Source organism: Xanthomonas boreopolis, assembly GCF_046529185.1.
Taxonomy (GTDB): domain Bacteria; phylum Pseudomonadota; class Gammaproteobacteria; order Xanthomonadales; family Xanthomonadaceae; genus Pseudomonas_S; species Pseudomonas_S boreopolis.
The window spans coordinates 1,452,019-1,464,039 of record NZ_CP097162.1 but is presented as its reverse complement, the minus strand read 5'-3'; the positions used below and the strand labels follow the sequence as shown (position 1 = coordinate 1,464,039).

12 protein-coding genes are annotated in these 12,021 nt (G+C 71.3%); 4 read left to right on the top strand and 8 right to left on the bottom strand.

What is annotated here, in order from left to right; genetic code table 11:
* Positions 1 to 53: 53 nt before the first annotated feature.
* The gene (locus M3M27_RS06480) at positions 54 to 854 is read left to right on the top strand and encodes a prolyl oligopeptidase family serine peptidase (protein WP_434027523.1); all 801 of its coding nucleotides are present in this window, start codon (positions 54 to 56) and stop codon (positions 852 to 854) included.
* A gap of 302 nt (positions 855 to 1,156) precedes the next feature.
* Here the strand turns inward: M3M27_RS06480 and M3M27_RS06475 are convergent, their stop codons facing one another.
* From M3M27_RS06475 to M3M27_RS06465, 3 genes are all read right to left on the bottom strand, one after another.
* On the bottom strand, positions 1,157 to 2,539 hold the full coding sequence (locus tag M3M27_RS06475) for an amino acid permease (RefSeq protein ID WP_434027522.1): 1,383 nt from the start codon (positions 2,537 to 2,539) through the stop codon (positions 1,157 to 1,159).
* A 73-nt stretch (positions 2,540 to 2,612) separates the two neighbouring features.
* Positions 2,613 to 3,848 (bottom strand): MFS transporter, encoded by a 1,236-nt coding sequence (locus M3M27_RS06470; RefSeq protein WP_140719062.1) that lies wholly within the window; start codon positions 3,846 to 3,848, stop codon positions 2,613 to 2,615.
* A 501-nt stretch (positions 3,849 to 4,349) separates the two neighbouring features.
* A complete protein-coding gene (locus M3M27_RS06465; protein ID WP_140719063.1) occupies positions 4,350 to 4,979 on the bottom strand; it encodes a LysE family translocator in 630 nt (209 codons plus the stop codon).
* 221 nt (positions 4,980 to 5,200) lie between these two features.
* On the opposite strand from M3M27_RS06465, the gene M3M27_RS06460 reads away from it, so the two are divergent.
* Complete coding sequence (locus M3M27_RS06460; RefSeq protein ID WP_177497525.1) at positions 5,201 to 5,371, top strand: hypothetical protein; 171 nt, start codon at positions 5,201 to 5,203, stop codon at positions 5,369 to 5,371.
* A gap of 48 nt (positions 5,372 to 5,419) precedes the next feature.
* Here the strand turns inward: M3M27_RS06460 and M3M27_RS06455 are convergent, their stop codons facing one another.
* The 5 genes from M3M27_RS06455 to M3M27_RS06435 all read right to left on the bottom strand — a co-directional run bounded on the left by M3M27_RS06455 (position 5,420) and on the right by M3M27_RS06435 (position 10,416).
* The gene (locus M3M27_RS06455; RefSeq protein WP_434027521.1) at positions 5,420 to 7,414 is read right to left on the bottom strand and encodes a M1 family metallopeptidase; all 1,995 of its coding nucleotides are present in this window, start codon (positions 7,412 to 7,414) and stop codon (positions 5,420 to 5,422) included.
* A gap of 113 nt (positions 7,415 to 7,527) precedes the next feature.
* Positions 7,528 to 8,220, bottom strand: a complete 693-nt coding sequence (locus tag M3M27_RS06450; protein ID WP_434027520.1) for a hypothetical protein — start codon at positions 8,218 to 8,220, stop codon at positions 7,528 to 7,530.
* A gap of 196 nt (positions 8,221 to 8,416) precedes the next feature.
* Positions 8,417 to 9,364, bottom strand: a complete 948-nt coding sequence (locus tag M3M27_RS06445; RefSeq protein ID WP_434027519.1) for an aspartate carbamoyltransferase catalytic subunit — start codon at positions 9,362 to 9,364, stop codon at positions 8,417 to 8,419.
* Between the two features lie 16 nt (positions 9,365 to 9,380).
* Positions 9,381 to 9,857 (bottom strand): Holliday junction resolvase RuvX, encoded by a 477-nt coding sequence (gene ruvX, locus M3M27_RS06440; RefSeq protein ID WP_434027518.1) that lies wholly within the window; start codon positions 9,855 to 9,857, stop codon positions 9,381 to 9,383.
* Entirely contained in the window at positions 9,850 to 10,416 is a 567-nt protein-coding gene (locus M3M27_RS06435) for a YqgE/AlgH family protein (protein ID WP_140719068.1), read from the bottom strand. Before M3M27_RS06435 ends, ruvX begins: the two co-directional genes overlap by 8 nt.
* Before the next feature lie 80 nt (positions 10,417 to 10,496).
* Between M3M27_RS06435 and M3M27_RS06430 the strand changes: the two genes are divergently transcribed.
* Together M3M27_RS06430 and M3M27_RS06425 are read left to right on the top strand one after the other, a co-directional pair.
* Complete coding sequence (locus M3M27_RS06430; RefSeq protein ID WP_434027517.1) at positions 10,497 to 11,045, top strand: DNA-3-methyladenine glycosylase I; 549 nt, start codon at positions 10,497 to 10,499, stop codon at positions 11,043 to 11,045.
* Positions 11,046 to 11,124: 79 nt separating this feature from the next.
* Positions 11,125 to 12,015, top strand: a complete 891-nt coding sequence (locus M3M27_RS06425; protein WP_434027516.1) for a DUF72 domain-containing protein — start codon at positions 11,125 to 11,127, stop codon at positions 12,013 to 12,015.
* Positions 12,016 to 12,021: the final 6 nt, after the last annotated feature.

Here is a 12,021-nt window from a genome sequence, read left to right as displayed (position 1 = left end):
CCGCCATCCCCTCCATACTCGGCGCGGTCGCATTCTCCCCCCGGAGTGCCCGCATGCCGCCTCGCCTGGTCCTGTTGCTCGCCGTCCTGCTGTGTTCACTCGCCGGTTGCACCTCCATGCCCGATGACGATCCGGACCCCGCGCACGGCCATTTCGTCCACCGGCAACTGGAGGTGGAGGGCCGCGTTTTCCGCTACGAGGTGTTCGTGCCCGCGGCCTCGATGCCGCGGCCGTGGCCGGTCGTGCTGTTCCTGCATGGCTCGGGCGAACGCGGCGACGACGGCCACGACCAGACCACCTCCGGCCTGGGCCCGTACCTGCGCCGGCATGCGGACAGCTTCCCGGCGCTGGTGGTGTTCCCGCAGGCGCCCGACGACGAGGCCTGGACCCACCACAACGCGCGCATGGCGATGGCGACGCTGGACGCGGCCAGCCAGGAGTTCGCTGCCGATCCCAAGCGCACCTATCTCACCGGCATGTCGATGGGCGGCTACGGCACCTGGGAGATCGCGCTGCGGCATCCGCACCGCTTCGCCGCGCTGGTGCCGATCTGCGGTGCGCTGACCTCGCCGGACGACGACGACGAGCCGATCTTCGTCAGCGCGGTCTCCGACGAGCGCGATCCCTACGGCGCCCTGGTGGCGCGCCTCAAGCACGTGCCGACCTGGATGTTCCATGGCGCGCGCGACGACGTGGTCAAGCCCGACGACGACCGCCTGATCTACGAAGCCGCGCACAAGGCCGGCGCACGCATCCGCTACACCGAGTACCCCAACGGCAACCACAACGTCTGGGACGCCACCTATGCGAGCCCGGCGATGTGGGAGTGGATGTTCAGCCAGCACCTGCCGTGAAATCCGGGCGCATCCGTATCCACCAGTAGCGCCGGGCCTTGAAGGGCGACGTGCCAGGGCCCGCCGGAAGAAGGCGAGCACCGCTTCGCCCCGGCGGGCGGAACTTCGCCCTTCGCCAATGCCGGGGCCTTTGCGCTCGAAGCAAAAGCAAGGACACCCTCATCCGCCCTTCGGGCCCCTTCTCCCGCTTGCGGGAGAAGGGAACCACCATCATTCAAACTGGATCGGGAATGCCTGCCGGGACTGCAGTTCCCCGCGCAAGGGATACTGCCCGCCTGCCTCTGCGATTAAGCATCGCCACCTCAGCCCGCCCTGCCCCGCAACCGCCGGGCCACCTCGCTGACCACCGCGATCGCCGCGGCCAACGCCGCCATCGAGACGAACTGCATGCGCGTGTCCGGCGTGCTGACCAGCAGCACGAAGATCAACGCCAGCACCGCCAGCCCGACCAGCGTCAGCACCGGATAGCCGCGCATCCGGAACGGCAACGGCGTGCCGGCGCGATCGGCGCGCGCGCGCAGCACCAGTTGCGACAGCAGCGAGATCGTCCATACCAGCAGGCAGGTGGCGCCGACGATGTTGAGCAGCACGTTCAGCACCTTGTTGGGATACACCAGCTCCAGCACCGCGGCGACGAAGCCGAACAGCACGCTCGCCAGCACCGCTGGCACCGGCACGCCGCGCCGGTTGGCTTGGCCCAGCACGCCGGGAGCCTCCTGCCGGCGCGCCAGCGAGAAGATCATGCGCGAGGCGCCGTAGAGGTTGGCGTTGAGCGCCGAGAGCAGCGCGATCACCGCGATCAGCGTGATCGCCGTGGCCGCCCCCGGGATCCTGGCGGCCTGCAGCACCGCCGCGAACGGCGAGGCCAGCTCGACGCTGGTCCACGGCACCACCGCGATGATCACGCTCAGCGAGCCGATGTAGAACACCAGGATGCGCCAGGCCACGGTGCGGATCGCGCGCGCCAGGCTGCGCGATGGATCGTCGGTCTCGGCCGCGGCCACCGCCACGATCTCGGTGCCGCCGAAGGCGAACACCACCACCAGCAACGCCGCGCCGATCCCGGCCAGCCCCTTCGGCGCGAAGCCGCCGTTGTCGGTGAAGTTGGACAACCCGGGCGACGGCACGTCGGGCAGCCACCCGAGGAGCAGCGCGATGCCGATCAGGATGAAGCCGAGGATCGCCGCGATCTTGAGGATCGCGAACCAGAACTCGAACTCGCCGAAGTTGCGCACGCCCAGCAGGTTGATCGCGGTGAACGCCGCCATGAAGGTCAATGCCGCCGCCGGCACCGGCAGGCCCGGCCAGATCGTCGCCAGCAGGCCGGCGGCGCCGACCGCCTCGGCCGCGATCACGATCACCAGCTGCACCCACCACAGCCAGCCCACCGTCGCGCCGGCGGTCGCGCCCAGCGCATCGGCGGCATAGACCGAGAAGGCGCCGCTGACCGGCTTGGCAGCCGCCATTTCGCCGAGCGCGTTCATCACGATGATCACCAGCGCACCGGCGACCAGGTAGGAGACCAGCACCGCCGGGCCGGCCGCATGCACGCCGACGCCGGACCCGAGGAACAGGCCGGCGCCGATCGCGCTGCCCAGGCCCATCATGATCAGTTGGCGAGGCTTGAGCGCGTGGTCCAGCGATTGCGACGGCGAGGCGGCTTCGGTGACGGGCGGGTTCGGCATCGTGGACGGGGTCCGGGCGGAAACGCCACAAGATACCCGTTCGCGCCGGCCGCTGCCTCGTCCGCGCGGGCACTCAGGCGCAGTCGTGCGCGGCTGCGCCGACGGGCCGTTCCGCGCCCTGGCGCGCGGCGATCCACCACACCGCCAGGCCGGCCAGCGCGGTGGCCGCGCCGACGTAGCCGGTCGAGGTCCAGCCGAAGCCCGCGCCGATGGCCATGCCGCCCAGCCACGGGCCGAGCGCGTTGGCGATGTTGAAGGCGGAGTGGTTGGAAGCCGCCGCCAGCGTCTGCGCCTCGCCCGCCACGTCCATCAGGTGGGTCTGCAGGGCCGGCCCCACGGCCACCATCGACCCGACCAGCAGGGCGCCGAGGAAGACCGTCCACGGCGAGTGCGCCAACAGCGGGAACGCAAGCAGCACCAGGACCGACCAGGCCAGGACGATCGCGATGGCGCGGAACTGGAACCGGTCGAACATCCAGCCACCCACCTGCCCGCCGATCACGCCGCCCAGGCCGAACGCCGCCATGCCGAACGGGATCCAGCGCTCGGACACGCCGGTCACCTGGGTCATGGTCGGGGCGAGGTAGCTGAAGACGCTGAACATGCCGGCGAACCCGATCGAGCCCAGCAGCATCGCCAGCCATACCGGGGCCCGGTTGAACGCCTTCAGTTCGCGCAAGGGCTGCTGCGGCGCCTCGTTGGGATCCACCGGCAGGAACCGCGCCACCAGCACCACCGTCAGCACCGCGATCAGCGCGACCAGGCCGAACGCATAGCGCCAGTCCAGCAATTGCCCCAGCCAGGTCGCCAGCGGATTGCCGGCGAGCATGGCCAGGGTCAAGCCGAGCATCACCCGCCCGACCGCCACGCCGCGCTGCTCGGGCCGGCTGATCGAGGCCGCCACCAGGGCCGCCACGCCGAAGTACGCGCCGTGCGGCAAGCCGGCCACGAAGCGGAACAGCAGCATCGCGTGGTAGTTCGGCGCCACCGCGCTGGCCAGGTTGCCCAGCGCGTAGAAGCCCATCAGCGCCAGCAGCAACGGGCGCCGCCGCAGGCGCGCGCCGATGATCGCCAGCAATGGCGCGCCGACCACCACGCCCAGTGCGTAGGCGCTGATCAGGTGGCCGACCTGCTGCTCGCTGATCGACAGGCCGCGCACCATGTCGGGCATCAGGCCCATCGAGGCGAACTCGCTGGTGCCGATGGCGAAACCGCCCATCGACAGGGCGAACAGGATCAGGAAGTAGTCGCGCCGCGACAGCGCGGGGGCCGACGGGGCGGCGACGGGAATGGCGTGGGGGGCGGCCATGGCGTCGTCCTTGGGAGAGCGGGAAAGCGCCATTATCCGCGCAAATGCTGCACTGCACCACTCGCTCGCCCGCCGCCTCCGGCTACGCCCCCGCGGAGCGGGAGGTGCGCGCGGATTCCCGCCAGGGCGGCAGCGCTGCGCCCGCCGGATCACCACGTCCGGCACGATTCGCAACGCTGCCGCCCCGTTGGGCCGATTGGCGCCGGCACGACGCGGGCGCCCATGCGCCCGACCTGGCTTCCCCGCCTGCCGCAGTCGCCCGCGGCCACCCCCAATGTGGCCGGCTCCGCTTCAAGACAGAGGGCACGGGCCCTTCCCTGCCGAGCGGGGGCGATCGATGCAAGCGGCGGCTCCGCCGTGCGTGCCGTTCCCTGTCATGCCCTCGCGTCCAATCCCCATTGATCGCGAAGGCGCGGAGAGCATAGCGATGAAACGTTGCATTCCGACATGCGCACGTGTCGATTTACCGGACCCCGTCACAGGTGGACGCGACGCGTCAGGTCATTGCGGGCGGAAGCGCAACAGCAGCACGCCGAAGCCGACGAAGATCGATGCGGCCAGGCGGTCGAACCAGCGCCGCAGCGCCGGCCTGGCCAGATGGCGCCGCAACGAGCCGCCGCCCAGGCCGTAGACCGCGTACCAGAACAGCTCGCAGGCGGCGAAGGTCGCCACCAGCAGGGCGAACTGCGGCCATTGCGGTCGCGCCTGGTCGACGAACTGCGGGAAGAACGCGGCGGCGAACAGCAGCAGCTTGGGATTGCTCAGCCCGATCAGCAGGCCGCCGCGGAACAGTTGCAGGTTCGAGGCCGATGCGCGGGCGTCCGGCTGCCCCACGTCCAGTGGCGCCTCCTCGCTGCGCCAGGCCTTGATGCCCAGCCAGACCAGGTACGCCGCGCCGAGATAGCGCAGCACCTCGAAGACCTGCGGCGAAGCCTGCAATATCGCGCCGAGCCCGGTCGCCGAGGCGATCAGCACCAGCAGCACCGCCGCCAGGCAGCCGCTCATCGCCAGCACGCTCCGGCGCACGCCGAAGCTCACGCTGCGCGTCATCACGTGCAGCATGTTCGGCCCCGGCGTGCCGGACAGCACGAACACCGTCGCGAAGAACAACCACCAGGTGTGCAGGTTCATCGGGAAAGTCCAGGGCCGGAGCGACACAGGACATTCTGCGCCTGCCGCGCCCGCCTGCAACGTCCTGCGACCGCGGCGGCGCGGGCTATTGCCAACCGGGCGCGCCTGGGAGGAAAGTGGCGGAGCGGCAGGCCCGGCGCCGGCTCGCCGCCCGGCATGGACCTTCACGGTCCTGCAATACCGCCGATGTCACTCTGCTTCCGCAACCGCACGAGGTATCGATGACGACACTGCGCAGCACCAAGGCCGTTCCGCCCACCCAGATCTATTCCAAGCCGCGCGAGGACAAGCGAGCGGCCCACGAGGAAATCCAGAGCCAGCTCGATGCGTTCCAGCGCTCGGGCGGCCGGATCGAGAAGCTCGGGAACACGCCGCTGCGCAAATCCGCCTGATCCCGCCCGGCCAGGACGCGTCGCGCGCGGTGCACGACGCGTCCGGGATCAGCCGACGATGTCGAGCCGGTTGTTGCCGCGGTCGGCGTCCGGCAGCTTGGCGTCCGGATCCAGCGTGACATGCACGATCTTCTGGGTGGTCGGCACCCGCACCGTCGGCGCGGCCTGTTGCAGCCAGGCTTCCACCGGCACGCGCCGGTCGAGGTGGGAGCCGTCGGCCAGGTCGATGCGCAGCGTCGCCGGCATCACCAGCTTCTGGCGGCTCGCCAGCGTGACCAGCACGCCCTTGGCGGGATCGTGCTCGACGTACTCGGCCTTGGCCACGCCCATGTCCAGCTGCCAGTTGTTGAAGTACCAGCCGCGCCACCACCACGACAGGTCCTCGCCCGCCTCGCTCTGCATGAAGCGGAAGAAATCCGACGGCGTCGGGTGCTTGTAGGCCCAGGTCGCGATGTACTTGCGGAACGCCGGGTCGAAGCGTTCCGGCCCGAGGATCTGCTCGCGCAGCAGCACCAGCCCCAGCGCGCCCTTGAAGTAGGTCAGCGGATGCCGGTACTTCTCGCTGGTGGCGTCGGCCAGGTCCATCAGCGTCGGCGCACCGGCGTCGGCCAGCAACGGCAGGATCTCCTCGGCCGGGTTGCCGCCCTTCGGCGCGTACTCCGAATCCCGCTTGGGCGCGTACTCGCCCCGGTTGAACGCATCGGAGGCGTAGACGTCGATGAAGGTGTTGAAGCCCTCGTCCATGAACGCGTGCCGGCGCTCGTTGGATCCCACGATCATCGGGAACCAGCCGTGCCCCAGTTCGTGGGCGGTGATCCAGAACAGGCCCTTGCCGGTGTCGTCGTAGCCGTCGAACACGATGCCGGGGTACTCCATGCCGGCGCCATGCCCGCCCAGGTTGACCGCGGCCGGCCACGGGTAGGGGTACCACTGCGAGAAGTGCTCGATCGCGCCCTTCACGTATTCGGTGGAGCGCTTCCAGTTGGCGGCGCCCTCGACCGGGTACGCCGACATCGCCAGCGACGATCCGCCGCCGGGCAGGTCGATGCGCGCGGCGTCCCAGACGAACGCGGGCGAGGCGGCGAAGGCCACGTCGCGGGTGTGGTCCATGTGGAACCGCCAGGTCTGGGTGCCGCCGCGGGTGGGGCGGCTGGCCGGATCGGCGACTTCCTCCGGCGTGCGGATCATCACCGTCGACTCGCTGGCGCGCGCCTGGGCCAGGCGCTGCTGCTGGGTCTTCGTCAGCACCTGCTGCGGGTTGACCAGTTCGCCGGAACCGACCACGAGCCAATCCCACGGCACGGCGACGGCGTAGTCGAAGCTGCCGTACTCCAGGTAGAACTCCGAGCCCAGGTACGGCTGCGTGTCCCAGCCGCGCAGGTCGTCGTAGACCGCCATGCGCGGGTACCACTGCGCGATCTCGAAGATCTCGCCGTTCCTGGTCGGCGTCACCGCGGTGCGGCCGCCCCAGGTCCCGGGTACGGTATAGGCGTAGTCGATGTGCAGCTTCAGCGACTTCCCGTGGCCGGCCAGCGGCTGCGGCAGTTCGACCCGCATCCGGGTGTCTTCGACCAGGAACGCCACCGGCTGGCGCTTGCCGGCGACGTCGACCTCCACGCGCGCGATGCGGTAGCCCTCGGTCGTGTTGCCCGCCGGCTGCGGCCGGCCGGGCCGGGGCGCGCGTACGTCGCGGGCGCGCGCATCGGCGCGGTAGATGTTCTGGTCGAGCTGCAGCCACAGCACGTCGAGCGTGTCCGGGCCGTTGTTGGTGTAGGTGATCGTCTCCTGGCCGCTCAGCGTGCGCGTGCCCGGGTCGATCGTCGCGTGCAGGTCGTAGTCGGCGCGGTTCTGCCAGAACATCGGTCCCGGCACGCCGCTGCCGCTGCGGTAGGCGTTCGGCGCATCCGGCAATTGCAACGGCGCGAACAGCGCGCGCGGATCGAAGCCCCCGGTGCCGGCCGCCGGCGCATCCGCGGCGGGCGCCGGCGCGGGAAAGGACGACAGGATCGCCGCGGCCAGGCCGCCGGACAGCAGTCGGATCATGGGCACCACCGTGCGCAATGGGGAGGATCCCGATCTTAGCCAGCGCGCGCCGGTGCCGGCCCTGCCATTGGTACCAGGTCGCCCCACGCTGTCGCGCGGCCCGGCAACGCGCCTCAGCGTTCGTCCGGGCGGACGTCGTCGCCGAGCCGGCCCAGGCCCAGCCCGGCACCCATGCCGAGTCCGGCACCGCCGGCGGCGCCTCCTGCTCCACCGCCTCCCGCTCCGCCCTTGCCACCCGCCTCGCCGCCCCCGCCCCTGCCGCCGCTTCCGGCGGTGCGCAGCGGCCCCTGCTCGGGGATTTCCAGCGACGGCGGGATCGGCTCCAGGTCCAGCGCCTGCCGGATGAACTGCCGCAGCGAGACCACCAGCTCGCGCGTGCGTACCGGGCGCCCGGCCACCATGTCGCGCGCGGCCTGCGCCGCCAGCGCCACCTGTTCCTCCGTGCCGAGCAGGATCACGTCGGATAGCGCCGCCTCGACCGCGTCGCGGATGCGCCGGCGCCGCTCCGACACCGTCGCGGCCGGCGCCGCCGCTTCGTTCGCCTGTGCCGTCCCGCTGCGACGGCGCCGGTCGCGCAGGTGGGAGGGATCGACTTCCAGTTCCCCCGTGAAGGAGCCTCCCAGCGTCTTGTAGGCGGCGATCAGCGTCTTGAGCCGCTCGTTGATCTGCCGGTTCTCGCGCTCGCGCCGGCGCTGCACGGTCTGCATGACCAGCATGCGGATCCCAACGGCCACCAGCGACACCAGCACCAGGCCGAACAAGGTGCTGAGGATTGCGCTCCACGAGCTGAAATCGAGACTGCGCATAGGGAACCCACGCGGCGGGAACCCGCGCAGGTTCGGCGAATCGATGGCCCCTGGCAACAGCCCTCCCGCGGAGGCGGGCACGCTCGTACGCGCCGAGGCGTGCCTCGCAGCGCCCATGCGGGCAGCGGTCGCGGCCAGGCGCCGCAGCCTGGGCCTTCTCCCGCGCCCGGGCAGAAGGCCATCGGCGTTGCCGGCCTCAGCCCAGCAACGTCTCCAGCACCGCCATGCGCACCGCCACGCCGTTGGCGACCTGGCGCAGCACGCACGATTGCGGGCCGTCGGCCACCTCGTCGGTGATCTCCACGCCGCGGTTGATCGGCCCCGGATGCAGCACCACCGCGTCGGGCGCGGCGCGCTTGAGGCGCTCGGCGGTCAGGCCGTACTCGGCGTGGTACTGCTCCAGCGACGGCACCAGGCCCTCTTCCATGCGCTCGCGCTGCAGGCGCAGCATCAGCAGCGCGTCGGCGCCCTCCAGCATCGCGTCGAAATCGTCGCCGACCACGCACCCGTGCAGCGTGCCGTCGTCCGGCAGCAGCGACTTCGGCCCGCACACGCGGATCTCGCCGGCGCCGAGCGTGCGCAGCGCATGCAGGTCCGAACGCGCCACGCGCGAATGCTTCACGTCGCCGACGATCACCAGCTTCAGCCTGGAGAAATCCGCGCCCTTGGCCTGGCGCAGGGTGAGCATGTCGAGCAGGCCCTGGGTGGGATGCGCACTGCGGCCGTCGCCGGCGTTGACCAGGGCGGTGCCCTCGCCCGCCGCCTCGGCCAGGCGCTCCACCGCGCCGTCCCCGGGGTGGCGCACCACGAACCCGCGCACGCCCATCGCTTCCAGGTTCTTCATCGTGTCGCGGTCGGTCTCGCCCTTGCGGGCGGACGAGGTCGAGGCGTCGAAGTTCAGCACGTCCGCGCCCAGCCGCTGCGCGGCCAGCTGGAACGAGCTGCGGGTGCGGGTGGACGGCTCGAAGAACAGCGTGCAGACCGCGCTGCCGGCGAGCACGTTGCGCTTGCCGACCCGGCCGACCGCGGCGTCGCGGATCTGGCCGGCGCGGTCGAGCAGTTGCAGCAAGGTGGTGCGGGGCAGCCCTTCCAGGGTCAGCAGGTGGCGCAGGCGTCCGTCCGAATCGAGTTGCATGGTGGTCATTGCGTTGAGGCGGGGATCAGGGAAGGGGAAGGGCTTGGTCGGGCGCGGACAGCCAGCGCTCCACGATGACCGCGGCGGCCATCGCGTCCAGCGCCTCGGCGTCGCGGCGGCGCTTGCGGCCCTCGGCGCGTTCGTGGGCGAAGCGGCGCGCCGCCTCGACCGAACTGGAACGTTCGTCGACCAGCACCACCGGCAGCCCGTAGCGCGCGCGCAACTGGCGGCCGAAGGCGTGCGCGCGCCGGCGCGCCGGCTGGTCCTCGCCTTCGAGGGTGAGCGGGTCGCCGACCACCAGGCCGGACGGGCGCCAGTCCTTGTGCAACCGGTCGAGCGCGGCCCAGTCGGCCGTGTCGCCGCGCACCTCGATCACCGCCAGCGCGCGCGCGCCGGCGCCGAGTGCGCTGCCGATCGCCACGCCGATGCGTTTGGCGCCGACGTCGAAACCGAACACCGTGGCGTCGGGACGGATCGGGGACGGCGAGCCCGCGCTAGGCATGCCCGCTGTAGTCCGTCATCCGGAACAGGTCCACGCCGATGCGGCCGGCCGCGGCGCGCCAGCGGTCTTCCAGCGGCAGGTCGAACAGCAGCTGCGGATCGGACGGCGCGGTCAGCCAACTGTTCTCGGCGATCTCGAATTCCAGCTGCCCCGCGCCCCAGCCGGCGCAGCCGAGCGCGACGATGGCGTTGCGCGGGCCACGGCCCTCGGCCATGGCCTCGAGGATGTCGCGCGAGGTGGTCAGGTACAGCCCCTCGCCCACCTCGATGCTCGAATCCCAGTCGCGGGCGTCGTCGTGGATCACGAACCCCCGTTCCGGATGCACCGGGCCGCCCGCCAGCACCGCCCGCTCGCGCAACACCTCGTCGGCGGTGCCGATGCCCATCTGGGCGAGCACCTCGCCGAGGGTGTACTCGGAGGGCCGGTTGACCACGACCCCCATCGCGCCGTTGTCGTCGTGCTGGCAGATCAATGCCACGCTGCGCGCGAAATGCGGATCGGACAGCGTCGGCAGCGCGATCAGCAGCTGGTGGGTCAGGTGGGTGGGGGCCTCGGACATGGGCCTATTCTACGGGCCTGCCGCCGGATGCGGGCCATCGCCGGGCCCATCCGGGCGCCGGCGCCCCCTACAATGCCCGGATGAGCGGCTACTGCACGATCGCGCCCGGGCATCCGGTCCACGGCCATTACCACGACCACGAATACGGCTTTCCCCAGCGCGCGGAGAGCGAGCTGTTCGAGCGGCTGGTGCTGGAGATCAACCAGGCCGGGCTGAGCTGGGAGACGATCCTGCGCAAGCGCCAGGGCTTCCGCGCAGCCTACGCCGGCTTCGACGTGGACGCGGTGGCCGGCTTCGGCGAGGACGACGTCGCCCGCCTGCTCGCCGACCCGGGGATCATCCGCAACCGGCTCAAGGTGCTGGCGGCGATCCACAACGCCGGCGTGATCCGGCGCCTGCGCGCGACGCACGGCGGCTTCGCCGCCTGGCTGGACGCGCACCACCCGCTGTCCAAGCCCGAGTGGGTGAAGCTGTTCAAGAAGACCTTCCGCTTCACCGGCGGCGAGATCACCGGCGAGTTCCTGATGAGCCTGGGCTACCTGCCCGGCGCGCACCGCGCCGACTGCCCGGCGCATGCGCGCATCGCGCGCCTCGATCCGCCCTGGATGCGCGTGCGCGGAGAAGGTTGAACGGCGGCGCCGCCGGACTGCACGCTGCGTGCACGTCGCGCTGACGCATGGCTTACGGCGCGGCCGCGACGCTGCCCGCATGAGCATCCGCATCGGCATCTCCGGTTGGCGCTATGCCCGTTGGCGTGGCGTGTTCTACCCTCCCGACCTGCCCCAGCGTCGCGAGCTGGAATACGCCTCGCGCTGCTTCCCCAGCATCGAGCTCAATGGCTCGTTCTATTCCCTGCAGACCCCGAAGAGCTACCGGGCCTGGCACGAAGCCACGCCGGAGGCGTTCGTGTTCGCGGTCAAGGCCCCGCGCCTGATCACCCACATGAAGCGCCTGCGCGACTGCGACCAGGCGATGGCCAACTTCTTCGCTTCCGGCGTGCTCCGCCTCGGCGCCAAGCTCGGGCCGCTGCTGTGGCAGCTGCCGCCCTCGCTGCGCTTCAACGCGGACCTGCTCGATGGATTCCTGGCCTCGCTGCCGCGCGACACCGAGGCGGCCCTGTCGCTGGCCCGCCGCCGCGACCGCTCCCTGATGCACGGCCGCAGCGCCCTGGCGATCGACCGCAACCGGCGCCTGCGCCATGCGCTGGAAGTCCGCCACCCCAGCTTCGCCGATCCCGCCTGCATGGCATTGCTGCGCAAGCATGGCGTGGCACTGGTGGTGGCCGACACCGCACGCAAGTTCCCCTGCCTGGAGGACGTGACCAGCGACTTCGTCTACGTGCGCCTGCACGGCGACACTGAGCTGTACACCAGCGGCTACGGCGAGCAGGCGATCGAGCATTGGGCGCGGCGCATCGCCGCCTGGGCCGCCGGCGGCGAACCGGACGACGCGCAGCGGGCCGGCGCTCCCGCCCGCAAGCGCGCCGGCCGCGACGTCTACTGCTATCTCGACAACGATGCCAAGGTGCATGCCCCGTTCGACGCGCGCAGCCTGATGCTGGCGCTCGGGTTCAGCAGCACCTGCCCGGCCCGCCCATGACGGCGG